The organism is Pantoea sp. BJFS-204 (assembly GCF_049310725.1).
Taxonomy (GTDB): Bacteria; Pseudomonadota; Gammaproteobacteria; order Enterobacterales; family Enterobacteriaceae; genus Pantoea; species Pantoea agglomerans.
This window is the reverse complement of record NZ_JBMOWE010000011.1, coordinates 1-23,619: the sequence shown is the minus strand read 5'-3', so window position 1 is coordinate 23,619 and position 23,619 is coordinate 1. Positions and strand designations below refer to the sequence as shown.

General features: G+C 47.9%; 26 protein-coding genes and 1 pseudogene. 16 read left to right on the top strand and 11 right to left on the bottom strand.

Annotated elements, in window-relative coordinates; genetic code table 11:
* Nucleotides 1-423 precede the first annotated feature (423 nt).
* The 3 genes from ACO6VX_RS21300 to ACO6VX_RS21290 all read right to left on the bottom strand — a co-directional run bounded on the left by ACO6VX_RS21300 (nucleotide 424) and on the right by ACO6VX_RS21290 (nucleotide 3,801).
* A complete protein-coding gene (locus tag ACO6VX_RS21300; RefSeq protein ID WP_172607946.1) occupies nucleotides 424-1,263 on the bottom strand; it encodes a hypothetical protein in 840 nt (279 codons plus the stop codon).
* Nucleotides 1,256-2,848: an AAA family ATPase gene (locus ACO6VX_RS21295; RefSeq protein ID WP_033768242.1), complete on the bottom strand. Its 1,593-nt coding sequence runs from the start codon at nucleotides 2,846-2,848 to the stop codon at nucleotides 1,256-1,258. The genes ACO6VX_RS21300 and ACO6VX_RS21295 overlap by 8 nt, the downstream gene beginning before the upstream one ends.
* A gap of 359 nt (nucleotides 2,849-3,207) precedes the next feature.
* Complete coding sequence (locus ACO6VX_RS21290; RefSeq protein WP_422431980.1) at nucleotides 3,208-3,801, bottom strand: DUF2726 domain-containing protein; 594 nt, start codon at nucleotides 3,799-3,801, stop codon at nucleotides 3,208-3,210.
* A gap of 579 nt (nucleotides 3,802-4,380) precedes the next feature.
* Here ACO6VX_RS21290 and ACO6VX_RS21285 point away from each other — a divergent pair.
* From ACO6VX_RS21285 to ACO6VX_RS21255, 7 genes are all read left to right on the top strand, one after another.
* Nucleotides 4,381-5,316 (top strand): FitA-like ribbon-helix-helix domain-containing protein, encoded by a 936-nt coding sequence (locus tag ACO6VX_RS21285; RefSeq protein ID WP_124890869.1) that lies wholly within the window; start codon nucleotides 4,381-4,383, stop codon nucleotides 5,314-5,316.
* 83 nt (nucleotides 5,317-5,399) lie between these two features.
* Nucleotides 5,400-5,849, top strand: coding sequence for a hypothetical protein (locus ACO6VX_RS21280; protein WP_124890871.1), 450 nt, complete (start codon nucleotides 5,400-5,402; stop codon nucleotides 5,847-5,849).
* Between the two features lie 97 nt (nucleotides 5,850-5,946).
* Nucleotides 5,947-6,495, top strand: a complete 549-nt coding sequence (locus ACO6VX_RS21275) for a hypothetical protein (protein ID WP_172607945.1) — start codon at nucleotides 5,947-5,949, stop codon at nucleotides 6,493-6,495.
* A complete protein-coding gene (locus ACO6VX_RS21270; RefSeq protein ID WP_422431982.1) occupies nucleotides 6,488-7,282 on the top strand; it encodes a site-specific integrase in 795 nt (264 codons plus the stop codon). Before ACO6VX_RS21275 ends, ACO6VX_RS21270 begins: the two co-directional genes overlap by 8 nt.
* A 326-nt stretch (nucleotides 7,283-7,608) precedes the next feature.
* Nucleotides 7,609-8,232 carry a ParA family partition ATPase gene (gene parA, locus ACO6VX_RS21265; protein WP_031594621.1) on the top strand — a complete coding sequence of 208 codons (624 nt, stop codon included), beginning with the start codon at nucleotides 7,609-7,611 and terminating at the stop codon, nucleotides 8,230-8,232.
* Entirely contained in the window at nucleotides 8,229-8,432 is a 204-nt protein-coding gene (locus ACO6VX_RS21260; RefSeq protein WP_031594620.1) for a plasmid partition protein ParG, read from the top strand. Before parA ends, ACO6VX_RS21260 begins: the two co-directional genes overlap by 4 nt.
* 69 nt (nucleotides 8,433-8,501) lie before the next feature.
* Nucleotides 8,502-8,750: a hypothetical protein gene (locus ACO6VX_RS21255; protein WP_254072831.1), complete on the top strand. Its 249-nt coding sequence runs from the start codon at nucleotides 8,502-8,504 to the stop codon at nucleotides 8,748-8,750.
* Nucleotides 8,751-8,890: 140 nt separating this feature from the next.
* Here the strand turns inward: ACO6VX_RS21255 and ACO6VX_RS21250 are convergent, their stop codons facing one another.
* The 5 genes from ACO6VX_RS21250 to ACO6VX_RS21230 form a co-directional block, all read right to left on the bottom strand.
* A complete protein-coding gene (locus tag ACO6VX_RS21250; RefSeq protein WP_422431985.1) occupies nucleotides 8,891-9,205 on the bottom strand; it encodes a CcdB family protein in 315 nt (104 codons plus the stop codon).
* Nucleotides 9,206-9,207: 2 nt separating this feature from the next.
* On the bottom strand, nucleotides 9,208-9,444 hold the full coding sequence (locus ACO6VX_RS21245) for a type II toxin-antitoxin system CcdA family antitoxin (RefSeq protein WP_422431987.1): 237 nt from the start codon (nucleotides 9,442-9,444) through the stop codon (nucleotides 9,208-9,210).
* 419 nt (nucleotides 9,445-9,863) lie between these two features.
* Nucleotides 9,864-11,138: a translesion error-prone DNA polymerase V subunit UmuC gene (gene umuC, locus ACO6VX_RS21240; RefSeq protein ID WP_422432018.1), complete on the bottom strand. Its 1,275-nt coding sequence runs from the start codon at nucleotides 11,136-11,138 to the stop codon at nucleotides 9,864-9,866.
* 8 nt (nucleotides 11,139-11,146) lie between these two features.
* A complete protein-coding gene (gene umuD, locus ACO6VX_RS21235; RefSeq protein WP_072124008.1) occupies nucleotides 11,147-11,596 on the bottom strand; it encodes a translesion error-prone DNA polymerase V autoproteolytic subunit in 450 nt (149 codons plus the stop codon).
* A 457-nt stretch (nucleotides 11,597-12,053) separates the two neighbouring features.
* A complete protein-coding gene (locus ACO6VX_RS21230; protein ID WP_346458166.1) occupies nucleotides 12,054-12,734 on the bottom strand; it encodes an SOS response-associated peptidase family protein in 681 nt (226 codons plus the stop codon).
* 137 nt (nucleotides 12,735-12,871) lie between these two features.
* Here ACO6VX_RS21230 and ACO6VX_RS21225 point away from each other — a divergent pair, with 137 nt between their 5' ends.
* The 8 genes and pseudogenes from ACO6VX_RS21225 to ACO6VX_RS21190 all read left to right on the top strand — a co-directional run bounded on the left by ACO6VX_RS21225 (nucleotide 12,872) and on the right by ACO6VX_RS21190 (nucleotide 19,621).
* Nucleotides 12,872-13,252 carry a S24 family peptidase gene (locus ACO6VX_RS21225; protein ID WP_187495410.1) on the top strand — a complete coding sequence of 127 codons (381 nt, stop codon included), beginning with the start codon at nucleotides 12,872-12,874 and terminating at the stop codon, nucleotides 13,250-13,252.
* Nucleotides 13,252-13,479: pseudogene (locus ACO6VX_RS21220) on the top strand (DNA polymerase V subunit UmuC); the annotation flags it as partial. The gene ACO6VX_RS21225 and the pseudogene ACO6VX_RS21220, both read left to right, overlap by 1 nt.
* Nucleotides 13,480-13,866: 387 nt before the next feature.
* On the top strand, nucleotides 13,867-14,328 hold the full coding sequence (locus tag ACO6VX_RS21215; RefSeq protein ID WP_422431990.1) for a flagellar protein FlhE: 462 nt from the start codon (nucleotides 13,867-13,869) through the stop codon (nucleotides 14,326-14,328).
* Nucleotides 14,329-14,438: 110 nt separating this feature from the next.
* A complete protein-coding gene (locus ACO6VX_RS21210) occupies nucleotides 14,439-15,155 on the top strand; it encodes an ABC transporter ATP-binding protein (protein WP_422431992.1) in 717 nt (238 codons plus the stop codon).
* Complete coding sequence (locus tag ACO6VX_RS21205) at nucleotides 15,156-16,382, top strand: ABC transporter permease (protein WP_422458292.1); 1,227 nt, start codon at nucleotides 15,156-15,158, stop codon at nucleotides 16,380-16,382.
* The gene (locus ACO6VX_RS21200) at nucleotides 16,372-17,859 is read left to right on the top strand and encodes a TolC family protein (protein ID WP_422431996.1); all 1,488 of its coding nucleotides are present in this window, start codon (nucleotides 16,372-16,374) and stop codon (nucleotides 17,857-17,859) included. Before ACO6VX_RS21205 ends, ACO6VX_RS21200 begins: the two co-directional genes overlap by 11 nt.
* Nucleotides 17,843-19,105 (top strand): efflux RND transporter periplasmic adaptor subunit, encoded by a 1,263-nt coding sequence (locus tag ACO6VX_RS21195; RefSeq protein ID WP_422458291.1) that lies wholly within the window; start codon nucleotides 17,843-17,845, stop codon nucleotides 19,103-19,105. Before ACO6VX_RS21200 ends, ACO6VX_RS21195 begins: the two co-directional genes overlap by 17 nt.
* Nucleotides 19,106-19,168: 63 nt before the next feature.
* Nucleotides 19,169-19,621, top strand: a complete 453-nt coding sequence (locus ACO6VX_RS21190) for a flagellar protein FlhE (protein WP_422432000.1) — start codon at nucleotides 19,169-19,171, stop codon at nucleotides 19,619-19,621.
* 22 nt (nucleotides 19,622-19,643) lie between these two features.
* Here the strand turns inward: ACO6VX_RS21190 and ACO6VX_RS21185 are convergent, their stop codons facing one another.
* Together ACO6VX_RS21185 and flgE are read right to left on the bottom strand one after the other, a co-directional pair.
* Nucleotides 19,644-20,018, bottom strand: coding sequence for a hypothetical protein (locus tag ACO6VX_RS21185; protein WP_422432002.1), 375 nt, complete (start codon nucleotides 20,016-20,018; stop codon nucleotides 19,644-19,646).
* Nucleotides 20,019-20,090: 72 nt separating this feature from the next.
* Nucleotides 20,091-21,296: a flagellar hook protein FlgE gene (gene flgE, locus ACO6VX_RS21180; protein ID WP_422432004.1), complete on the bottom strand. Its 1,206-nt coding sequence runs from the start codon at nucleotides 21,294-21,296 to the stop codon at nucleotides 20,091-20,093.
* Between the two features lie 419 nt (nucleotides 21,297-21,715).
* Between flgE and umuC (ACO6VX_RS21175) the strand changes: the two genes are divergently transcribed.
* Nucleotides 21,716-22,825: a translesion error-prone DNA polymerase V subunit UmuC gene (gene umuC / locus ACO6VX_RS21175; RefSeq protein WP_422432006.1), complete on the top strand. Its 1,110-nt coding sequence runs from the start codon at nucleotides 21,716-21,718 to the stop codon at nucleotides 22,823-22,825.
* A 91-nt stretch (nucleotides 22,826-22,916) separates the two neighbouring features.
* Here the strand turns inward: umuC (ACO6VX_RS21175) and ACO6VX_RS21170 are convergent, their stop codons facing one another.
* Nucleotides 22,917-23,513: a glutathione S-transferase family protein gene (locus ACO6VX_RS21170; RefSeq protein WP_422432008.1), complete on the bottom strand. Its 597-nt coding sequence runs from the start codon at nucleotides 23,511-23,513 to the stop codon at nucleotides 22,917-22,919.
* Nucleotides 23,514-23,619 lie beyond the last annotated feature (106 nt).

Below are 23,619 nucleotides of genomic sequence, written 5' to 3'. Positions count from 1 at the left end.
GTGACGGGCTACAGGTGTGGAACGTTTAAACAGTGCGCTGTGAGCCACCGGCGTGATTTTTTCGTTGTTATGTGCAAATTCTTTCAACGCAGTCTTTGCTGCATTCTGTCTGCTTACATGTATAAATGTAATAAACCTCACTAACAGCAAAATATGCTCTTCTGTGCTGCATTGTGACTTTTTTCACTACATCCTTCACACAGCTTGTCTGCTGAATCAACCAGATCCGGAAAAGGGTGAAAGAAGAAGTGAAAGACTCAGAAACCTCGGCCCGAGTAGCAGGCCGTGCAATTAGCTAGCGTCTCTAATCGGTAGTCAGATGACGCTAGCTAAAGATATTGCGTTACTTTGATAATTCAATTACTCAAATAATTCTTTAATCAATTTCATGGTGATTCAATGTGATATATGTTGATGACTATACTAAATATTTGCAAATCCGCCTTCTATATACCATCTTTCGTTAATTAACTTACTAAATAAGGCGTACTCCCAAGAGTCAGGGCGACGACTAACCATATTTTTTTGATCAATAAGCTCCTGATAAACCGAATCCCAATCATTCAGAACCAGTAGAGGCTGGAAATTATTTTTCAGATCTTCTAGTCTGACTATGGCGTTTGAAGAATAAAGCTCATCTAGTTTCAAGCGTCTGAAATGGCTTTTAAGTTTCTCGTCTGCACCGTTTCCTAAGTGAATGTTATTTTTACATACGAAAGTCAACTCTATAGGGTTCATGCTTGTGAATCTGACTTCAAACCATTGTGCTTGTGAAAAGTTATCATAATAAGGATGAATGAACTGTTTATCGAGTTGGTTAGGCATTGTGTGTTTTTTTGCTTCGTTACATCTGGAGCAGATAGGCACTAGGTTTTTTGGGAAAACAGAATAGAGAAAATAAGTTGATTTGGGCACGTGATGGTCTAAGGCTGTTACTATACTTTCCGAACACATAGGGCATTTTTTTCTTGGTGCCGAAGCCAAAATTCTATCATAATCATTGCGGCAACAGCCTGTTTTGCCTACAAGTTGTTTGGTATAGATATTTTTCATAAAATCTGCGTTCAGATTTCCATGTGCCAGCGAACGCGGTATCGTATAGCCCCTACTCGAAGTCATCAAACGATCATAGTCTTGATAAATCTGTGTGAAGTGTGGAATTGCGCCCCTCAATTCCTGCGCTAATAAAGCATCAGTACAAGCTGAAGCACAATTGATAATTATGTTGATATCATTGATGGCTGGCTTGCTTATATTAATCATCGCTATCCCTTTTTTTCTTATTTACAAGGGACCGGACTAATGCTCGTGCTTCTCCGCCTAACTTATTACTGAAATAATTATTCACTTCATCAAAAGTAGAAAATTTTTCACAGGCGTCCGCTATCATTTTATAAAAGCCCGTGTTCACGACTTCATGGCTGAATACTTCACGCGTCAGGGTTCCGACATTTTCCCCAAACGTCTCAATTTGCGGCCGGTCGGCACTGACATACTGACCTGTTCTGTTTAATATCCATACACAGTCTGAGCGAACCTCCTGAAGAACTACCGGAGAGTGTGTGGCAACAATCGCTACTCCGTTTCTTTCACTCATAAGATGTGAGACAGCACGGATATAAGCAGAAATCAACGGAGGGTGCAGGTGAGCTTCAGGTTCGTCAATAAGAGTCAGAGATCTGTCTTCTGTTACCTCAACCAATTTAGTGATACTGAGTAGCGTAACCAGATGACCTGAGCTTAGCTTGTTCAGAAATTTTTTAACAACCTCTCTCCAGTTCTTTGAATAGTCTTTATCCTCGAATTGCGCGAGTTTCGAAACGCCTGCCTCAGAAAATAGTGGATCATTCTCTAAAATATTCAGACATTCCTCCCATCTGTTCCTTCGTACTCCTATTAAACATTCCTGCATACTTTTGCAAAACTCTGCATGTAGTTCATCTGAACTTTTTGGTCTTAGTTTATTTTCATTGTTATCTCCTCTCTGATCTAGTACCATCAAACCTATATACTGATATTTAACTCCAGAGGGGAGATTATTAACTCCGACAGGGCCAAACCTGTCAAATGGGCTATATGAACATAAGTTTAGTGAGTTAAAATATGTGCTATTGTCTTCCCACTCAACATGTTCCTTTACTTGAAGAGATCCGACAGGGTTTTCATTATCAGTATCAAGTTTTATTACACCTTTAATAAAACCTGAAAATAAGGTTGTTTTACCTACTCCATTCCTGCCAATTATAGCTTGGATATTGCTCTGTGGCATGTCTTTATTGTCAACGCTGAATTCGAGCCTTATTTCATGTTCATTAACATCTTTGGTTGGGAAAAGATAGGAGAAATTGAAAGGCCTGTTGTGGTCTTCTTCATAAGCAATAGCATGCAAAGATTCTTTAACATTCCTTTCGCTAATGTCCCTTAAAAGAGAATCCCTCATAGCAGGGTGAGATTTGTAATTTTCAAAAATCTCCAAATTGTATGCGCAGTCCCTGATGCCTTTCAGTATTTCAACTCTTGTATTTCCAGTTATTTGGTTAAGAGTTTCATAAAAGTTCTCGCTTTGACCCAGAGAGAAAAAACTTTCATCCAGATAGGGGAATGTATCAGGTAGGTCAGGAGTATAGAAAGGCTCTCCCTTTTCCTCCTCTGAAAGTGAAGATGACGCCTTCATATCTTTATCTGCTATTTTTGTATAGCCAATCTTGGATAATTCACCAGAGTCATTGCTATAAAACATAGTAAAAAGAGTTTCCCAGTAAAACCAGTCATTCCATCCATCTTTAACTAGGTAGACCGTATTTTTTTCTGACTTATCTGGTATGTTCTTTACCTTTCTAAATTCCATAACTTCTCCCTACATTGAGATTTACATTGAAGCTGCTCATTTAGTTTTTTAGCCCAAAAATTCAAAAGCTTAAGTACCTAACTAAATTGTTAAGGTATAGCTTTCCCATCGCGTACAGGCCAGAAGTTAGCCCTGATCGCAACTAATCGGCAGCGTCTGGCTTTCAGAATTTCACCAAGACCCTGTCAGCTTCGCTTACCTGAATAATATTATATTTCCCCCCCTAACACAGCTTATAAAAGTAATTCTGTCCCAATTGAAAGTTAACTGATTCATTCACTGCGCATTGCACATTCCTTTTTGTTATCTCCCGCAGGCCAGGGGAAAAGGCTTAATTCGGATTTTTTCCTGTCTGCTGTTCAAAAAGAGTTATTTTTTTCGTGAAAATCCACAATTGAACATTTTGACTCGTTCATTTTATCGATGGCTAACTCATAGAATTCTTTATGCTTTTTATTGTCACTGAAATAATTTATTTGTTGATTGGTAAACCTTAAAAGAGGTATTTTTGCGCCTTTAAAAATTGTGTTTTTTATTTCATCCCACTGCTTTCTTTGAACGTCGTTGTGTGTAGGATCATCGACTTCAACACCAAATATTACCTGCGTAGTTATACTATTACACACCAGAAAATCTACAGATTTAAATCCTAATTGATGGCGCCAATATTTTACCAGTTTCTCTTCATGAGGATATTTTAATTCTTCCAAAACATGATTAATCTTTAACGCGTCTTTAATTATTTCTTTATCAACGTCAAAGATCTGCAATAAATGCACCTGCGTAAATATCCTGTAAGAAGAAGTTTTAACAATTTTCTCCAGCAAGTTTAATGCCTTTATTTCAGTTTCCGTTAATACTCCCTTAGAACGTTTTAACTTGATGATGGATTTATTATGGATCTCTGGTCCCAGCATTTTAAAGATCCCTTCGCCAAATGGGTTAAAAGGCATGTTTTTTCCTTACTTAAGATATTCCCACGATAATATTATTTGTATTTCTTGCAGAGCAGCTTCTTAAAGGAGAGATATGGCCTAAGCAACCCCGCGAACTGCTCAGATTTCCATCATAATATCTAAGGTAAGAATATCCCAGGCTAATTTGAAGCGCTTGCATCAATTCCTTGTTGTTAAATCTATGAGATCCGAAAACCGTAGGAACCGGATCTTGACTGGTCAGTGGCGGCTTTTGCGCAGGACACTACATATGGTGGCTATATCAGCTGTTGTAACCACTACATATAGCGTCATAACTCATGGCAGGGCCGCCTGCGCCGGGCTTTTCCCCGCCCCGCCGCCGTGCTACGCTTCCGGTTACTGCCGTATCGGGAAAAAGTCGGATCATACAGACAGGGTGATGCGGTAATTGCGGAATGAAACAGTTTTAGCTGTTAACAACGCGACATTTCCAAAAGTGCATTCTTATTGACTCATTATAAGTACACTGAGAATTAATAGCCTCTAATTTGACGCACACTGTCTTTTCCGTTCAGCCTGTTGTCACCTGCCTGCAAAAAGAAGAAAGGTTGAGTCATGGCGAAAATTCAGGCCCGTAACGTGGACGACGCGCTCTATCAGCGCATCGAGCAGTCAGCAATGAAAAACGAACGATCGCTGGAAGGCGAAATACGGACTGCCCTGCGGGAGTATTATCAGCCTGTCGTCAGTCAGGAGCCCATGATGTCAGAACGGGAACGCTGGCAGCACGAAACGGGCAAGCGACTCAGGTGGCTGTTTGACCGGCTGATGGCGGACAATTATTTTCGGGATTATGCCGGAGGAAGGACGCTGGATACCTTTGACCTGGTCCGGCTCGGCAGACAGCTTAATACATCCCCCGGGCTCCTGATGGATATCATGGACGGGCTGCAGGAGCTTACGTTTGAGCTTGCGGACGTGATTGCTGAAAAATTTGGCTCCTCCGCTGAATGGTTGCTGGGAGAAAGCGGGCAACCCTTTCCGTTTGTTGACATTGGCTCTGTGGGGTATCGGGAGTTTTTCTTTCCTGCCGAAAGTAAAAGCGATTACACGTTTGAGTTTCTGAGAATATCCGGCGGTATGCACAATGGCACCCTGCTCATATTACGTAAGGATATGCAGACAAAACGGATCACTCCCGGCGTCATCAATGATTTTCATCTGAACAGCGATATGGGGAGCGGCGGATACGGGAATATGAAAAGATTCCTCCTGCTTCTCAAAACAGAAGGTGCCCGGCTGTCCATCAATACTTTTGACTGGACGCCCGAGCACCCGAATTTTGGATTCTCGACTGTCATAGGCCAGCATCATCACGTTTATTTTCAGGACTCGCCTCACCGTTCATCTGCCCGCTGGCTGCAGCAGGTGTTTAACGGTGAAGATCCGGGCGGCTGGTTCAGCAACGGATGGACATCCATTCTCAGGGAGATCGGCGAAACGCCTTTTGGCGCTCAAAGCAAAGAGGCGGACGGAGTGGTTTCAGAGTGAATTCAGCCGTAATAAGGGATTTGATGTGCGGGTTACTTTGTTCTGGACTGATACCAGCGGCTGGAGCGGCAACGAATGAGGAAATGAGCCGTCTTGATGAGGCTTATCCGCCCGGGAGTGTGGTGATCTGCCGCCAGGATCTGCCAGAAGACGGTATGGTGCGCCTGCCGACCCGGCTGGAGATCCGGGAAACTGTTATCAGCCGGAAGGCTGACCTGACCACAGGACGGGGTGTCGCCACCTGGATAACGCATGGCAGCACCGCACCCGGTCTGACGCTCACGTATATGTTCAAGCAAAGGAAAAACGGGTCGGGTTATTATTCACGAATCGATCCTGCCAGTATGGCCGTCTCAATGCCCGCTGTCGGGCCTGAAGGGGAAAAAACCGTTCTTGAGGGTTTTCGCCGGCGTCTGCCTGCAGGTGAAGAATTTGCTCCCTTCAGCCAGACAGAAATTACGGATTTCCCTTCCTATGTGGTCCGGAAACCTGGCGAGCCTGTGAGTTTCTGCCATAAGGTAAAGCAGAAATGACCCTGACGCTGCCGTCTCATTATCCGCACGCCCCCGTTCCGCAGCTGCAGGTTGCGATTACAGACCCGTTACTAGCGATACAGGATGATCCGACACAATGAACAGAGTGAAAAGGAACGCGCATCGATTCTGCACGGCGGCCATTTTCGCCGGCACGGCTTTCGGTGCCAGGGCCGTTACCCAGGAAGAGGCTCATCGTCTCGATACTGCCTACCCGCCAGGCAGCGTTGTGGTCTGCCGTTCTGATTTACCGGCTGCCGCAAAGTCAGCAGAACATACAACTGTGGTTACCCGGGGAAAAGTACTCGCCCGCCACGATAACCTCACGGATTTCGACACGGAAATCGCGTGGCTTAATGAGGGGACGGGTGCAAAGGCCATGGCCCTGACGTTCCGTTCGAGCGAGCGCGCCGTACCCGCTGGCGTCTATCTTCGGATCGAGCCGGACAGTATGGTCCTGACGGTGCCCGGCGCACCGCCCGAAACCGTGAAAAATTTCCTGAATAGCTTCAGAGTCGCTATGGCGGGCGAGGAGCATTATAGCCCTTACTCTGACACCGATATCACGGATTTCCCGTCCTACGTGACACACAAGCCCGGCGAGCCGGCAGCATGGTGCAGTAAGGAGGAGCCCGCTCATGAGTAACGGCAGGGACCTGACGTATCTGCCAGCCGGATATTCTTCACCGGCCACCGCCGCCCTCCCGGTTGCAATTGATTATCCCGCAGCACTCGCGCTGCGCCAGATGGCCGCGCAGCACGATGAATACCCGCAGTACCTGCTGGCTCCGGAGGTCAGCGCGCTGCTTCATTATGTGCCGGATCTGCACCGCAAGATGCTGTTCACTACCCTCTGGAATACCGGCGCGCGTATTAATGAAGCGCTTGCGCTGGCCCGGGGAGATTTCAGCCTGGCGCCGCCCTACCCTTACGTGCAGCTGGCCACGCTCAAGCAACGTGGTGAGAAGGCCGCCCGCGGTCCGGGACGCGCTCCCGCCGGTATTGTGCCGCACCGCCTGGTGCCGCTGTCCGATCCGCAGTATGTAGCCCAGCTGGAGATGATGGTCGCCACGCTGAAAATCCCGCTTGAGCGACGCAACCCGGAGACGGGCCGGATCGAAAAGGTCAGGCTCTGGACGGTGACTGACCGGACGGTGCGCACCTGGCTGAACGATGCCGTCGCTGCCGCTGCCGATGACGGAGTCACGTTCTCAGTGCCGGTAACGCCACACACATTCCGGCACAGCTACGCCATGCACATGCTCTATGCAGGTATTCCGCTCAAGGCTCTGCAGAGCCTGATGGGACATAAAAGCATGAAATCCACTGAAGTCTACACGAAGGTGTTTGCGCTGGATGTGGCTGCGAGACATAGAGTGCAGTTCCATATGCCTGGAACGGAAGCTGTTGCGATGCTCAAAAATAATATCTGATCTGTTTCAAATGTAACGACCTCTAAAAATATCTATTATTTATCAGTTTCTTACTTTCATCTCTACAAATCAAGATGATGGGTGTAATCACATGATTATATAATTTTATAATCATGTGATTTATTGATTTTATAATCACATAATCTTTTTCATTGAGTTTTAAACTCACGTACGTATAGTTACAGGATTACAGGATTACAGGATTACAGGATTACAGGATTACAGGATTACAGGATTACAGGATTGCAGGATTACAGGATTACAGGATTACACGATTGCAGGATTACGATTTTTGAGGCGAATTTTTACATTTGAAAGGTGTGTTTATGGCTAAAGTCATTTCTTTTTTAAACGGTAAGGGGGGAGTTGGTAAAACGACTACTTCAATAAATGTAGCTACAGCAATCGCAAAAAGGGGGGCCAAAGTAATAGTAGTCGATACTGATCCACAGAGTAGCATCGGAAACTGGTACAACGAGGATAAATGCCTCTTTGACGTAGCTGATGCAGGATCAGAAAAAGAAGTCTACTCAGTAAGGAAAACATTGAAATCATATGATTACATAATCATAGATGGTGCTGCTGCGATATCTGCTATTTCAGCTGCTGCAGTCATGGTTTCCGACGTGGTTTTAATTCCTGTAACACCTTCACCGCTGGATTTTGCCGCCTGTGGCGCCATCATTGCTGTGATTGAAGCGCGGCAGGAACTGCAACCAATCAAGGCTAGATTTGTAATAACAAAAAAGGTTAATACAGCCAAAATGCTGAGCGTTCTTAAGGCATCGATTGAAGATACGGGCATTCCCGCGCTACGGACAGGAACGACGCAAAGGCAGAGTTACATTAAAACAATGATGGATGGCGGCACCGTTTTTGATACGGACGATTCAAATGCCAAAGGTGAAATCGACGTACTTACAAACGACATTCTGGAATTATGCCAATGAAAATGAAACTCGGTGCTAGCAAAAGTACAATGCAGGCGGTTGACGCTATCCACAAACCGGTTTTGCCGACAAAGAAACTCCAGATGAACATTCCTGAAGATCTGCACAAGTCCTTCAAGCTGGCATGTTTGAAGCAGGACAGAGACATGACTGATGTAACAATTGAACTCATCAATGATTGGATGGAAAAAAACCGGTAATTAGATGATTACATGATTACATGACTATATACTTATTTGATGCCTTACTGGCTATGGGTGGGCTGCTTTATGGACAGGTTAAAAATAATGCTATCTGCATTTTTGGGCTTTAAGCCGATGAGTTCGATGAGTGATAAAGATAGAAAAATCGCTGCTGAATGGGGATTCCTGCTGAGCACGCTGTTTATCGTGCCGCTTTTCTTCATGCATGAGGCCAGTGAACTGATCAAAATAGGTATGCAACTGCTGTGGGGTGCCTGCGTTTCGCGCGCCGCATTTCTGGCAAACGGCGGCTGGAACAAGAAAAAATCACGTTAATAAATCACCTTGAGGGGGCTGATGCTCAGTAGAACGAAAACTCACGTTGTGTTTCACAAAATACAGGCATGGATCATTGGGGGAGATTGTTTAGATAGGGTTCTGGCTTAGAACCCCAAAGGGCCACATCGTATGAGTCACTAGATACCGTCGAGAAGAAAATCAATAGCAGCTTTAATCTCTGTACGATAGATAGATGAATCGCAGAACACAACCCCCAAAGCACGAGTAGGAATGCTCGCCATTTCATGCGTCATTACGGCATATTCTTTGTCATCAGTCAGTCTGATAAGCGGAACCAGCCGTTCAGGTCGCGTGCTGCTCGGGTACTTTTCAAGAGGCAGCAAGGGGATCACAATCCTGCGGTTCAACTGCCCGATAATATCGCTGGTAACATCGAGCAGCAGGGGATAGACGGCGCTTTTCCCGGTATTACTGTATACAGTGAACTGCATTCTTAAAATGTCCTGTACTCATCGCTGAAACAACCGTGTTCATCGTGAAAGCGGTTTAGAGCTTCCAGTGCTTCGCTGTTTTCCTCCTGCCATTTTTTTGCCTCGTACTGACGAAGTTCAGCGTCGAGGGCCGTGGTCAGGGTAGCACTGAGATTAATTCCGGCCTCACGCGCACGGCTGAGTAAGTCACGTTCTACGGTCATGGTAACGCTTTGCGTTGCTCGTTGTATTATAGCCATAAATACCCCACGTAAAATCCCGTGTAACTAACACTGCCAATCACACGTAATATAACACAGGAAAATAACTTTGAGGGAGTAATAGCTTAACGTGAGTTTTCGTTCCACTGCGCGTCAGCCCCCTTTTAATGCAGAAATGTTGATGGAAATACAGGAACTACTGACGTATATGCGCGGGTAGGGGGTGATGCTCATAACGATTACCCAGTGAGCCGATATGTTTAAGGGTCCTGTCCAAAGGCGCTGCCCTGTCTTTAAGGGATGGCTTTATCAGCTTGCTCATGGTGACAGGCTACCACGCGGGCGATAATTCCGTGGAAAACGCCCGTGCAGACCTCTCTACGCTGTTGGTAAATTCTGGCAGCACTCTTCTTGAGAAATCAGGGCTTCAGGCGTACATCACACTCTCCTGAAACCGGCTACATCACGCACGCTACCGGAATATCGCTCCAGCGCGTTGTCCATGCCGGTGAGAGCATGTCCCGCTTCATTTTCCATTCCGTATTCACGCCCTGACCGGCAAACCACACACTGCCCAGCCCGGACTGATTGATCCCGTCAAGAACCTTCATCAACTGGGCACTGTTAGCACGTGGCTTATTCTCATCGAACAGATTCAACTGACTGACGCCGTTAGGCGTAAAATCGTCGAGCATTATCCCGGCCTTCATGTAACGTCGCCCTTCAAGCCAGATGCGATCGAGAGACCGCATGGCAACTTCAATTACGTCACGTGTGTCCTGGGTAGGAATCTTAAGACTCTCACCGGCGCTATTGCCATAAAATATCTCACCCTGCGCATGCGGCGAGGTGCGAATAAAGACGCTGATACGCCGGCAGAACTGACGCTCCTTTCTGAGCTTCTCTGCAGCTCGGGTTGCATACTGACACAGCGCCTCCTGCATCAGCACCTTCGACGTAATTCTCTCGCCAAAAGAGCGGCTGCAGACGATCTGCTGTTTCGCTGGTACAAATTCTTCGAGAGGAATACAGGATTCCCCATTAAGTTCCCGTACAGTACGCTCCAAAACCACGCTGAAGTTTTTACGGATAAGGGCAGGGTGGGCGCGTGACAGCTGCAGGGCATTTTCAATGCCCATCAGATTAAGGCGCTTGCCTATGCGTCGACCGACGCCCCAGATTTCCTCAACGGGCTGGTTCGCCAGCAAGGTGGCGGTGCGCTTCGGATTACCCGGAGTCAGCGCTAATACACCGCGGAACTGCGGCCACTCCTTGCTGGCCCATTGGGCTGATTTGGCCAGGGTTTTTGTCGGCCCCATACCCACGCCGACAGTGAGGCCAGTCGTAGCCAGTACGTGTACGCGCAGGCGCCGGCCAAAATGTTCAAAGTCTTCACAGAAATCAATGCCGGTCAGGTCCAGGAACATCTCGTCAATGGAATACTGTTCCACGCGAGGCGTTATCTCTTCCAGCGCGGTCATTACGCGTTGAGACATACTGTGGTAAAGCGCGTAGTTTGAACTGAAGACGTGCACACGCTCGGCAAAATCCTGATTTTTTATCTGGAACCACGGTGCGCCCATTTTGATGCCCAGCTTTTTTGCGCCGGCGCTGCGCGCGATGATGCAGCCGTCGTTGTTCGACAGGACGACAACGGGCTTACCGCGCAAATCAGGGCGAAACAGTGCTTCGCAGCTGGCATAAAACGAATTGACGTCGGCCAGGCCAAACATTGGCATGATCACCTCCGGCGGGCTCGGGTACTGTTGAAGAACCAGGTAACCACACCGAGCAGCTGCAGCTCCTCCGGATAAATTACCGGATAGGCCGGGTTCATCGGCAGCAGGGCGAGCCTGGGCTGCAGCTGCAGACGCTTGACCGTAAATTCGCCGTTAACCTCAGCGATCACGATGTCGCCGTGAGCCGCCTCTTCTGCCCGGTCAACCACCATGACATCACCATCGCAGAGACCGAGGTCCCGCATACTGTTTCCACTGGCGCGCACGAAAAAGGTTGAGGCGCGCCGGCGGATGCAGAGCTCATTCAGATCGAGTTCTTTCTCAACATAATCCTGAGCGGGGGAGGGGAAGCCTGCGGCGCACGGATCGGCATACAGCGGCACCCGGACACGGGGCGTAAATATGGGTGGCCAGAGCAACGTCAGCCCGGGAGTATAGTTACCCGGATTCATGACCTGATGCCCAGGCCATACTGCAGCAGTACTGCGGAAACTTTGTTGAAATTGCGCATAAAAAATTCCTCCTCTTATTTTACTGTTTATACGTACAGTATTATTGAGGTGGATTAATCTGGCAAGAGGGAGCGAAGCGGCCATGTATAAAAGCGAAGCCATCTGTCTGACAGGATGGGGAATTTTATAAAGGTCAGCCCGGCACTAAGTGGCCCGGCTGCTTTAACAGTAATGCGGAATATATGTATGGTGTGTAAGCAGTCCATACCGGCATCGGTGAAATGACGCTTCCTCGTCACGACTGTTCGTTCCTCGCTGCGCTGCGGTACGCCTCAGCCGGGCCTGCGGCGAGCGTTACAATTGCACGTTCAGGGAAAGAAATATGCAGCCCTGTTACTCTTCCGGCTTACCTATTCCGGCAACAATACCCAGCTGAGAGATGCGAACTATAAAAGCGTTAATCCTTATCTGCCGGTGAGATTTCGATAAGCTCGTGGCCCTGGTTATGAATATTGCCTACTTTTTTGCTGACAGGATGCCAGGTAAATGCTTTTTCCGGAATGGCTGCGTCGCGGGCAATTTCTTCTGCACGCGCTGGAGACGTTTCGTCACTGAGCCATTCACGAACAGCATCAGGCGTAATCACCAGCGGCCGCCTGTCATGTATATCGACCATGCCCTGATTGCTGGCTGACGTGACAATCACGAAGCCCTCTTTGCCGTGATCCTGCCCGTACGGCTGCCTGCCGATGGCGGCGAAGAAAAGTGGCTCCTTTTTTTTGTGAAAGATGAAGAATGGCTGCTTCTCACCACCTTCTTTCTGCCATTCGAACCAGCCGTCAGCAGGCACGATAGCGCGGCCATGATTCCAGAGAGGCTTAAACATGCGGCCGCTCGCAGCCGTCTCACCGCGCGCGTTGATAAGTGGCTGCTTATCCCACCATTCCGGTCCGTAGCCCCAATATACCGGATCGAGGCGCAACGAATCTTCCTGCTCGTTTAGCAGTAGTACTTTAGTCCCTGGTGCTACGTTAAAGCGACCGACAGGCTCTGGATCGAATGTGATTTCGTCCGGTTTCAGGCCGAGTGAATCAAAATAGTCGTCGCGACTGCTGTACTGCGCAAATCGTCCACACATGGGTACCTCCTGCTGTTGATGTAAGGATAGCGACGTATACTGATATCAGGAGTATTAAATGCGCCTGCATGACGGACACCCGGTCGTTATCAGGTTCACCTCATAAGGCTGAAAAGCTGTAAAGAATGGAGCAATTCATGGCCTTTCAGAGTCCGGCCCAGAACTACACCGAAACGCGCCTGAGTCTGGGCGATCTGGTGCATCTTTCCCCTTACTCTACCTATCTGATGCGCAGCGAAAGCGACTGTCCAGATGCTGGTATTATTAAAGGGTCCGTGCTGGCCATCGATCGCGCGCTGACACCGGCACACGGTCAGTTAATCGTTGCAGAGCTCGAGGGAGAACTGACGCTGAGGCGGCTGCTGCTCAATCCGGTTCCCGCCCTGCAGGCGCTGGACGCGGACGAAACTGTTACGCTGCTTGATGTAAGCCATGTGCTGCCAGTGTGGGGTGTGGTTGCCTATGCCCTCACCGATGTAGCCGGAGTGGGATTTAACGGACCGGCAGGAGATGAGTAATGTTTGCGCTGGCCGATGCCAACAATTTTTACGCCTCATGCGAAACCGTATTCAGGCCCGATCTGCGTGGTAAACCGATTGTCGTCGTGTCGAACAACGACGGATGCGTTATCGCACGATCGGCCGAGGCAAAGCGTTTAGGGGTTAAAATGGCCGCCCCGCTATTTCAGAATGAGCGTTATTTCAGGCAAAACGGTGTGCACGTGTTCAGCTCAAACTACGAGCTATAGTAAGTTACGTGGAATGCAACATTTAATGGGTAAACTTTGAGCAGCAATGCTGCTGTCAGATAAACGCAATAATGATTCCATCGGATGAACATGTCGTGTTATCGGCAGAACACCGGCAAAACTGCTGTCTGATACCGATACGTAGCGCTAGCCTTACCTTCTCCTCGCAGCCGGGCTTTAAGCTGTTAATTTTGTGCCTCTACAGCAGGCCCGCTTTCAACAAATAGTTGAAAAATTATGCTGGTTATAACTGTTTTTTGGTCAGACATTGCCTTAGAGCGAAAAAAAGATCACAAAAAAACCTTCCAGCTATTGCGGTTTACACAAATTAATATTATTAACTAAAACCTTACTGATGAATTACAAAAAACATAAGGGATGGAAATGAAAAAGGTTCTTCACGCGTTAACTGGAGCTGTACTGGTTGCAGGAATGTTATCTTTATCAGCGCAGGCTGCAACAGGAGGGGCTTACTCAAGTGCTTCAAGCAGGCCTATGACTATTACAGCCCCTAATACCTGGTATACCAATAACTTTCCGATTCGAAGTGGAGATATCATCCCTTCAAATAATGGTGTAATTTCAGTTATTTATTATCGATATGCTGTGGGTCAGGTAAACGTGGGTAGTAAAGGAACACTGAACGTTCAGCTTTGTCAGGGCTCTACAGCTAACTGTACGGACATTACATCAGCTCAGTCCGGATCAACTACTGCCTTTAAAGGTCAATCGGTTTATACGCCATTCTTCCTTTACTATCAGGTAAAAACTACCAGATCAACCACAGGCACAATCACTGGTTCGAGCGACACTCAAATTACTGTTAATTATGATATTCCTCAGTAAGTGACGCCTGGTTTGCCGGCAATTTAGGTTGTCGGCATCCGGCTGTATTTTGAACAATCCCCTCACCTAATATCAGCTCATCCTACCTGCTCAGCATCCGGACCTGCGTAATGTTTAAAAATCCTTACTTATCAGGAGTTTCATTCAATGAAATTCCTGCCCTGACGCTTGAAAAAATTAGTTTTTTTTATAAAAAAACAGCTATTCCTAACGAAATATTTTCGGATGTTTCATTCAGTGTTCTGACCGGTCAAACCTGCGCCATAACCGGGCCGTCAGGGGCAGGCAAAAGTACACTCATGAGTCTTATGGGCTTACTTGAAAGGCCTGCATCGGGAAAAATTTTTATCGAAGGTGAGGATGTCTCTTCCGCAGGCAATGATGAACGCTCCCGCCTGAGAAATATGCACCTCGGATTCGTATTTCAGGGGTTTAATCTCTTTCCGAGGCTGACCGCACTTGAGAACGTTGCCGTTCCGCTAATGTATCGGGGCCTAAACCGCAGGGAAGCCTCCCGGATAGCTGCAGTACAGCTTAAAAATGTTGGCCTAGGGGAATATCATAATCATCGTCCGAATGAAATGTCGGGAGGACAGTGTCAGCGAGTTGCGATTGCTCGGGCTCTAAGCGGGTCTCCTGCTATAGTCCTGGCAGATGAGCCTACGGGAAACCTTGATGACGTTAACGGTAATATAGTCATTGAACTTCTGCTTGAAATGAATGAACGCTTAGATACAACGCTTATTGTTGTCACTCATGATGAGTCGATAGCGGGACGTATGAAACGTCGCTTCGTAGTGGATGCCAGAAAGGTGGCTGAAAGATAAATGACTGACCTAATGCCAGATCCAGATCGGAGGAATTATCGAAGCCGCAAGATTTACGGGCCTTCTTTCTGGCAGATCTTCACAGCGGCGATGGACAGTATACGGTATCTTGGCCGGCGAGCTGTTCTGGCTCTTACAGGCATAGCAGCAGGCAGCGCTATTGTCGTTGCGCTCATTAATATTGGCAATATGGCGCAGATGGAATCGGCAAATGTCTTTCAGGGGATGGGTGGTGACATTCTTATGGCTAACTTTCAGCCTGCGCCTGGCCGTCCTGTCAAAGGCTTCATGCCCGGTGATATTGACATGACCCTTTTGGTCAGTTCTCTCGATGCTTCCTTAAAAGCGGTAGGAATAGTGATGACTGCATCTGAGCTTCCTTCCGGGAGGTCCCGGATGCCGGTTGTGCTTATTGGTCAGAGCGGTAATCTTGAAGACATCATGGGGCTGAAACTGCAACATGGCCGGTTTCTTACGCGAACAGATGCCAGCAGTACATATGTCTTTATTGGCAGTGAGCTGGCCCGGGGACGCCATATCGGCGACCAGTTAAGGCTGGGGGAGTATATCTATACCATTATTGGTATTCTTGCCCATCGCGGGAATAATCCTCTTTTTCCGTTCGACCCTGATAATGCCGTGTTTCTTACCGATGTGGGAATGAAGCGGATAATGCCCTCGCCCTATCTGACAATGCTGATAGTAAAATACCGTCAGGCTTCTTCGCAGAAAATGGCTGACCAGCTGCAGCACATACTGCATTCATTCCGGCCTGACATTGATATTAACGTACAACTTCCAGAGACACTCATCGACGGCATGGATCAGCAATCCAGATTATTTGGCTGGTTACTCATCTGTATGGGATGTATCGGTCTTCTTACAGGAGGAGTCGGCATTATGAATGTGATGCTTATGAATATCATTGAGCGAAGAAAGGAGATAGGCATAAGACTGGCTATAGGCGCACGCACAAAGGACATTGCCTTACAGTTTCTACTGGAATCTCTCATCCTAAGTGCAGTAGGCGCTATTGCTGGCTGTGTCACGGGAGTGGCCGGAGCTCTGTTATTTTTTGAATTTGCAGGCTGGTCTACTCTGGAAATTACTGCGTCTTCATTGTTGCTGGGAGCCGGCAGCTCCTTGCTCTCCGGGCTTCTTTTTGGTTTTTATCCTGCTATAAGGGCAGCACAAACCGAGCCTGTTAGGGCAATGAATGATGCGTAAAGCGTTACTGGGTTATCTGGCCTTCAGTTTTATTTCCTTTCCTTTAATCGTATCAGCCGGCGAATCACTGCATACAGATGCGATGCATGGAGACCTGATTCACTCAGACAACAGGCAGGTCATGCTGTCACTGAGCGAAGCAATATCGCTGGGGCTGAGAAATAACCCTGCTATAAGAAGTGCCTATCTGAACCGTATCTCACAAAAATTTGATCTGCGCGTTGCTGAGGACAGCTTTACCCCTAAGCTCGTTATATCGGGAAACTATCTGCGTGGGAAAAATCAGGAAAATCTTTACTCACAGAATACACTGTCACCTGTAACAACGCTGCTGACGCCGTACGGCACGCGTCTGAGTCTGGGATGGGCACATAACTCAGTGCATAGTGATAGCAGCGAAACTTACAGCAATGATGGGGCGGATTTCACCGTTATACAGCCACTGCTCCGTAATGCCGGAAAGGAGGTTACAACGGCAAACAGAGAGCTGGCCAGACTGAGTGAAGCCCAGCACCTGCTTGAACTGAAAAATACCGTTTCCCATACAGTCACTGAAATAGCTGAAGCCTATCGTGCGCTGCAAAAAGCCGCCCAAGAAGCTGTAATATTGCAGTCTTCGCTACAACGGGCTAAGGATCTTGTTATGGTAAACAGCGCCCTGATTAAGGCTGGCCGTATGGCGCGCCTTGATATTGTACAGACTGAGGCAGAAGTAGCCGGGCAGCAGCTTTCGCTTGAGCAGGCACAGAATGCGGTTGAAAGTGCGAGACTGCAGCTTTTGCAACTTCTGGCAATTGACCTTAGTACCCCGCTGGTCACCGAGCCCGTAAGTACTCCTGTATACACTGCCATTAATTCTGACAGGGCTATCCAGATAGCCAAAAATGTTCAGCCTGCTTTCCTGAACCGGCTTCTTGAAAATAAAAAAGATGACATTAACGTATTACTGGCCCGTAACGGCCAACTGTGGGATGTTTCGCTCATTGCCGGCTCGAGTAACAGGCAATCGAGAGGTGCAGGCTCAGGTTCTGACCATAGCCGGAATAATTATGTTGGTATACAGGTCGATATTCCTGTCGGGGATTTATCCTCACGGCAAGCTGCGCTCAGTGCAGAGGTCTCCAAGAGGGCTGGCCGTCTTGAAGCTGATGACATGGAACAAAAGTTGCGCAGAGATATACTTATCGCCACGAATGATATTACCACCCGATGGAAGCAGTTCGTTATATCACAGAGGGCAGCTGAACTTACTCAACAAAAAGTGGATATCGAAAGGCAGAAGCTGGCTGCCGGACGCTCGACTAACTTTCAGGTTGTCTCATTCGATGCTGATTTGAGAAACGCAGAAAGTGCACGGCTGGCTGCGGCCATCAGCTATCAGAATTCACTGACTGAACTCGATGAAATCATGGGAACAACGCTTCAGAGCTGGGGCATTATGCTGAATGATAAGGAAAACGATGCCGGGCAGGAATAAGGCGGTACTGGGGAGCCTGCTTTTGGCTGTTTTTCTTCTGGCCGGATCATGCCTTATCATCGGTTTTCATGACAGGAATGAACCAGGAGAAACAGGTTCCTTGGAAACGTGGCTACCGGTTAATTATGCCCCGGTCAGTAAATTTATGGGGCTGGCAGGTCACATTGAGGCCGAAGAAGACGTAACCCTGAGTGCACCATTTGATGGGGTCATCAGTAAGGTCGGACCGGCACCAGGCAGCCGCGTTAAAGCCAGCACACTTATATTTGCAATAGATCCTGCACAGTTAGAGGTTCGTATCAGGACGGCACTTTCAGATCAGTTAAAAGCGCAAAGCGAAGTTAACAGGCTTGAGCACTGGATGAGTTCTCCTGAAATCACCCGTTTGCGCCGGCAGATTAATATCGCCGCAGCTGAGCTTGGGGATACGCAGGCAAATTTGCATGAAACAAAAGCGCTCTACGAAAGAGGTATTGTCGCACGCAGCGAACTGGATGCTCTTCGTATGCAGGTCAGAACACAGGCTGAAGAACTACAGAACTCAAGAGATGCGCTTGCGCAGGCCCTGTCTGATGCTGATGGCAACAATATGCGCATTGCACAAATGGTGTTACTCAATGCAAAAACGCAGTACAACTCACTTGTTAGCCAGGCTGCCAGAAAGGAGGTTCGCGCACCTTTTGACGGACTTTTGCTGCCAGCCGCCCTGCCGGGCGGTGCGAAAAGTCTTAATGCGATACCCGGACAGCAGGTTATGCAGGGTGCACCTGTATTCAATCTGACACGACTTGACCGTTTTCTTGTCAGAGCTCGCGTTCAGGAAGGCGATGTTCGCTTTCTCAAAGAAGGTATGAATGTAAAGGTGACTAGTGATGGACTGCCAGGCGAAAAACTGTCAGGAAAAATCATACGGATAGCATCACAGCCTTCTGCAAAAGATGAAGCATCAGGCACAATAACATACGATGTAATCGCATCCCTGAATTTCCCGCCGGAAACTTTGGGCAACGTACGGCTTGGCATGAGCGCAGATGTGCAGATCCTGACATATTCAGATGCCCATGGCATGGTTCTGCCCGCGCAGAGCATTAAGGATGATGGCAGTGGCAACAGCTATGTAGTTTATCGTGAAAAAACGGATACAAAACCTCGCCGGGTTTTTGTGACGTTGAAAGAAACCGTTCCGGCAGGAATTGTCGTTGAGGGGCTTCTTCCGGGAGAGATTCTTATCCCGTCGTTGCAATAAACACAATAAACAGATTAATTGGCCCGGCCGGCCTTAGTTTTCGTAAACTTGCAGGAGCATTCCATGGTCAATACCAGGAGCAGTGTCATTATTTTTTTTGCTCTTCTGATTACGTCAACACAGACTCTGGCCGCTGAAGGAGGAGCTTATAACAGCAAGCCTTCTGAAACCATGAAACTGGGAACAGCAAATCAATGGTACGAATATCAGTTTCCGGTAACAGCTCTTCCGGAAGCGGGCGCGAAAGTATCCGTAGTTTATTATGAATATGCTCTGGGCCCGGGAGACCTGCGCGGCCGGGGCACTCTGTCAGTGAGACTGTGCCACGGGGCTACCGATAACTGTACGGATATTTCTGGTCAGCAGACAGGTTCAACTCTTTTCTTCAGAGGACAGGATGCAGGTCAGCCCTTTCAGCTTTATTATGGACTGACCAGCGATAAGCCTGTTATCAGCATGACGGGAACCGGAACGACGCAGATAACGGTAAACTGGGAAACAGCAGAATCACACTGAACGCGGCATTGCGCTCCGGACTTCAGTTGGCGAAGCTCCCCTGCTGAGCCAGTGACAAATATTTCTCAAACATCAGCTCATAATACTTCATTTCTTCCAGCGGGAGCTGAGTATTCAGAACCGGCAGTCGGAATGGCTGCAGCGTAAAGGGCTCAGCAGTGAGCGGGACCAGGTGGGGGCATCGCAGTGAGGACTGCACCAGTTCATCAATAAAACCGGTATCGCTGTCATGCACGCTGGTCTGAACAATAATTCCACCCGTAACACGGGTTTCGCCGTGTCCTGACTGAAGCAGGCATGCGCCATAAACATACTCTGCTTTGTGCGGAGTATAGCTGTGAACGTGACCGGACATGTTCCTGTCAGTAAAAGTGCAGTGAAACAGTATGACTGTCATAAGTTTCCTTCCAGAATCTTGCAGAACTATCTTCCCCCGTTTCGAATCCTGAGGGAAGATATCTGTATAAGATTAACGCAGGTTGACCAGGGTGTTGAGGATCTGATCCTGCGTCTTAATGGTCTGAGCGTTAGCCTGATAGTTACGCTGAGCAACAATCATATTGACCAGTTCTTTACTTTGATCCACGTTCGACGCCTCAAGCGCACCTGAAGTCAGCGTGCCCAGATTTCCTGTGCCGGCAAGACCGACCAGAGCCTGACCTGATGCTGCTGTTGCAGACCAGACGTTATTTCCTTCTGACTTAAGCCCTTCAGCGTTTGAGAAGTTAGCCATAACTATCTGACCCAGAAGCTGGGTTTTCTGGTTTGAATAGCTGCCTGATATTGTCCCATCATTGTTAATTACATATGAGGTAAGCTCACCCGGCGCATAACCATCTTGTGAAGGATTACCAAATGTACTTTTGGTACCGGTATTCTGCTGCTTTGAGCCTAGCAGACTCAACTGCATCGTCTGGTTAGCTGCTGAACCGTTCAGTGCGCCGATGTCCACGGATACATTGCCCGTACCATTGAGTATACCACTTGATGTGAAAGTCAGATTTGTCGCCGGACTGGCAACGCCGGTTGTACTGTCCACCGGATGCAGTGTCCATGCATTATCACCAGTTTTAACAAAATATAAATCAAGCTGATGCGTATTCCCAAGCGAATCGTAAACGCTCATGGATGTCTTATCGCTGTAGCTGTCTACATTTGCTGTGTCGAAGGGAGTGACTGTAGGAACGTTATAAGATGAATTAAGGGTAGCCTCCAGTGCGCCGGTGGACGTCGGGTTCGCTGACATTGCCGTCGAGGGAACGGTGAGTTCTACGGGGTTGGCACCTGTCTGAACAACTGGCGGTGTACCAGCGACCGGGTATCCTGTCAGAGCCATTCCACTGGTATTGACGATTTTCCGGTCTGACGTCAGCGTAAACTGACCATTGCGGCTGTAATAAGTATTACCCGCATTGTCCTGGAGGCGGAAAAAGCCACCATTGCTTATAGCCACATCCAAACCGCGACTGGTTGTGGTGGTATTACCGTCTGTAAAGTTCTGAATGACTGCAGCCACTTTAGTGCCAAGGCCCACGCCAGACCCCGCAAAAACATCCGCAAAGGCAGCCGTGCTGGCTTTAAAGCCCGCAGTGGCGGAGTTTGCAATATTGTTACCTATAACATCCAGGTTACTTGATGCAGCATTAAGGCCGCTGACCGCTTGTGAAAAAGACATATCTAGACTCCGGCTGTGTATACGATAATGTTATTTAATGAAAGTCCACTAACTCCATACGTATCACCGGCTGACTGGTGCCTGTACGGATAAATGCACAATGTGTGAAAGCTGACTAAAGTGATTTGCCCAGACTGCACTTCTGACAGGTAAATATCTGGATAATCATGAATGAATATTATCTCGACAAGTTAAACTGTCATGTCATGAATAGAGGGGCAATTCATGTACTATTCATTCCATAATCACCTGACTGGTCAGCAGCAACACCTGTGAATCCAACGGTTACAAATGTCTGTGCATGGTTGACTTGGCCATATCATTTGCAGGTTTGAGTAATTCATAGTCGTGACCACCTTATAGTTCAGGCAAAAGAGCTTACTCTCTCGTTTTTCACAGCTAATGCATGCATAAAGCGTGTGTTTACATCAGCTTCATGTTCCTGTCTGCAGTCAATTAATCACGATTACCACTGTAGTTTTCCATTCCACATAAACGGCGATATGTCTGCACGCATGATGGCCATACTGGGCGAGATGGCTGCTGGACAGGAGGTTTACTCCATTGATGAGTCATTTCTGGACGTCACCGGCATTGGCAATCTGATCCCGCTTGAGACATTCGGACACCAGATGCGTGAGCGTATCCGAAAGGAAACCGGGCTGATAGTCGGCGTGGGGTTCGGGCCGACTAAAACCCTGGCCAAACTGGCCAACCATGCATCTAAAAAATGGACGCAGACGAATGGCGTCGTAGATCTGTCAGACAGAAGCCGACAACGAAAACTCCTTCATCTGACTGATGTCAGTGATATCTGGGGCATTGGCCGGCGGATCAGTCTGCGCATGAACCAGCTGGGAATCACCACGGCCCTGCAGCTTGCTGACAGCAACGTCAGCATGATACGCAAGAACTTCGACGTTATCGTCGAGCGCACCGCGCGTGAACTCAACGGAGAATCCTGCCTGGCACTTGAAGACGCACCTCCGCCCAAGCAGCAGATCGTTAACTCACGTTCTTTTGGCCAGCGCGTTACACAGTTGGAGAAAATGCAGCAGGCCGTGGTGCTGTATGCCACGCGCGCGGCGGAAAAACTCAGAGAGCAGAATTCGCGCTGCCGCCATATAAGCGTCTCGATCGCCACCGGTCGCCACGGTGATGAACCGCAGTATTCGAATACTGCTTCCCGCATATGCGATTATCCGACGAATGACACGCGGGACATTATCGAATCAGCTCTTCGAGGCCTCAGTACTATCTGGCGTGAAGGCTACAGGTATGCCAAAGCAGGGGTCATGCTGGCCGATTTTTACCAGTCAGGCGTGGCGCAGTTTGACATGTTTAGTGAGCAGCAGCCGCGCGCGAACTCTGATGCTTTAATGGCAGCGCTGGACGGCATCAATCGCTCAGGCAAAGGAAAGGTCTGGTTCGCGGGTCAGGGAAATCGCGACAGTTCTTGGCAGATGAAGCGCGGAATGCTGTCGCCGCGCTACACAACGAGAATAAAAGATATCCCAGGAATAAAATAATTTTAGAGTAATTGAGGGAACTCTTTAACTAAGAGTCCGCTATGTGCCAGAAGCGGACATCAATGCATCCTTAAGAGATGACAAAACCTGATTAGCGATTATTTATTTCCTGAGCCTTTAAGAAAGCGGGGCGACTCGTTGCTCTTGATATGTAGCTATCAAGCTCTTCGGTGATTTCCAATCCGCACAGTTTTGCCCATAACAACGTATGAGAAAGAAAAATATCGGCCAGTGTAAAGTTGTTACTCGCAATCCATGTTTGAGTTGGGTTAAACCTAATCTGAGAGATAACTTTATCTGCTTCCTTACTGAGGTAATTCATTAAATCTAGGGAACGTTGATTTTCGGGAGTGAAGACAACATGTTTGAGCAGACTCCAGACGGGGGCTTCCAGATCGGATAGCGTGAAGCTTAACCACGAATTAACGGAGGATTTTTCTTCAGCAGTTGCGGGATAAATAGAGATGTTTTTATGTTGTTCACACAGGTAAATACAGATCGCTAAGGTTTCACTGATTGACACTTCACCATCGGTCAAAAAAGGAACTTTTCCCAATGGATGGGGTGATTTAACCTCAGAAGCAGGGTTCAAAAGATCGACTCTGATAGACTCGTAATTCACTCCCATTTCTTCAAGAGCCCAGAGTACTCTTAATGATCGGCTTTTGGGGTAAGTATAGATCTTCATTTCAATATCCCTTTGTTGTGAAAACAATTTTATAAGGCAAGTGGGTAGCTCATGTCAAAATTTCTGCTCCTCGCTCATACCGAATCTTGGCCTGCATTTAGTCCGC

Bases quoted from the DNA above. Each gene is read 5' to 3' on its own strand.
- umuD (WP_072124008.1), bottom strand. From the start codon at position 11,596: ATGAATCCGGGTAACTATACTCCCGGGCTGACGTTGCTCTGGCCACCC.
- ACO6VX_RS21190 (WP_422432000.1), top strand. From the start codon at position 19,169: ATGGTCAATACCAGGAGCAGTGTCATTATTTTTTTTGCTCTTCTGATT.
- ACO6VX_RS21205 (WP_422458292.1), top strand. From the start codon at position 15,156: ATGACTGACCTAATGCCAGATCCAGATCGGAGGAATTATCGAAGCCGC.
- ACO6VX_RS21200 (WP_422431996.1), top strand. From the start codon at position 16,372: ATGATGCGTAAAGCGTTACTGGGTTATCTGGCCTTCAGTTTTATTTCC.
- ACO6VX_RS21285 (WP_124890869.1), top strand. From the start codon at position 4,381: ATGGCGAAAATTCAGGCCCGTAACGTGGACGACGCGCTCTATCAGCGC.
- parA (WP_031594621.1), top strand. From the start codon at position 7,609: ATGGCTAAAGTCATTTCTTTTTTAAACGGTAAGGGGGGAGTTGGTAAA.
- flgE (WP_422432004.1), bottom strand. From the start codon at position 21,296: ATGTCTTTTTCACAAGCGGTCAGCGGCCTTAATGCTGCATCAAGTAAC.
- ACO6VX_RS21290 (WP_422431980.1), bottom strand. From the start codon at position 3,801: ATGCCTTTTAACCCATTTGGCGAAGGGATCTTTAAAATGCTGGGACCA.
- ACO6VX_RS21295 (WP_033768242.1), bottom strand. From the start codon at position 2,848: ATGGAATTTAGAAAGGTAAAGAACATACCAGATAAGTCAGAAAAAAAT.
- ACO6VX_RS21225 (WP_187495410.1), top strand. From the start codon at position 12,872: ATGGCCTTTCAGAGTCCGGCCCAGAACTACACCGAAACGCGCCTGAGT.
- ACO6VX_RS21270 (WP_422431982.1), top strand. From the start codon at position 6,488: ATGAGTAACGGCAGGGACCTGACGTATCTGCCAGCCGGATATTCTTCA.
- ACO6VX_RS21230 (WP_346458166.1), bottom strand. From the start codon at position 12,734: ATGTGTGGACGATTTGCGCAGTACAGCAGTCGCGACGACTATTTTGAT.
- umuC (WP_422432018.1), bottom strand. From the start codon at position 11,138: ATGTTTGGCCTGGCCGACGTCAATTCGTTTTATGCCAGCTGCGAAGCA.
- ACO6VX_RS21215 (WP_422431990.1), top strand. From the start codon at position 13,867: ATGAAAAAGGTTCTTCACGCGTTAACTGGAGCTGTACTGGTTGCAGGA.
- ACO6VX_RS21275 (WP_172607945.1), top strand. From the start codon at position 5,947: ATGAACAGAGTGAAAAGGAACGCGCATCGATTCTGCACGGCGGCCATT.
- ACO6VX_RS21300 (WP_172607946.1), bottom strand. From the start codon at position 1,263: ATGATTAATATAAGCAAGCCAGCCATCAATGATATCAACATAATTATC.
- ACO6VX_RS21250 (WP_422431985.1), bottom strand. From the start codon at position 9,205: ATGCAGTTCACTGTATACAGTAATACCGGGAAAAGCGCCGTCTATCCC.
- ACO6VX_RS21195 (WP_422458291.1), top strand. From the start codon at position 17,843: ATGCCGGGCAGGAATAAGGCGGTACTGGGGAGCCTGCTTTTGGCTGTT.
- ACO6VX_RS21170 (WP_422432008.1), bottom strand. From the start codon at position 23,513: ATGAAGATCTATACTTACCCCAAAAGCCGATCATTAAGAGTACTCTGG.
- ACO6VX_RS21280 (WP_124890871.1), top strand. From the start codon at position 5,400: ATGAGCCGTCTTGATGAGGCTTATCCGCCCGGGAGTGTGGTGATCTGC.
- ACO6VX_RS21255 (WP_254072831.1), top strand. From the start codon at position 8,502: ATGGACAGGTTAAAAATAATGCTATCTGCATTTTTGGGCTTTAAGCCG.
- ACO6VX_RS21260 (WP_031594620.1), top strand. From the start codon at position 8,229: ATGAAAATGAAACTCGGTGCTAGCAAAAGTACAATGCAGGCGGTTGAC.
- ACO6VX_RS21210 (WP_422431992.1), top strand. From the start codon at position 14,439: ATGTTTAAAAATCCTTACTTATCAGGAGTTTCATTCAATGAAATTCCT.
- ACO6VX_RS21245 (WP_422431987.1), bottom strand. From the start codon at position 9,444: ATGGCTATAATACAACGAGCAACGCAAAGCGTTACCATGACCGTAGAA.
- ACO6VX_RS21185 (WP_422432002.1), bottom strand. From the start codon at position 20,018: ATGACAGTCATACTGTTTCACTGCACTTTTACTGACAGGAACATGTCC.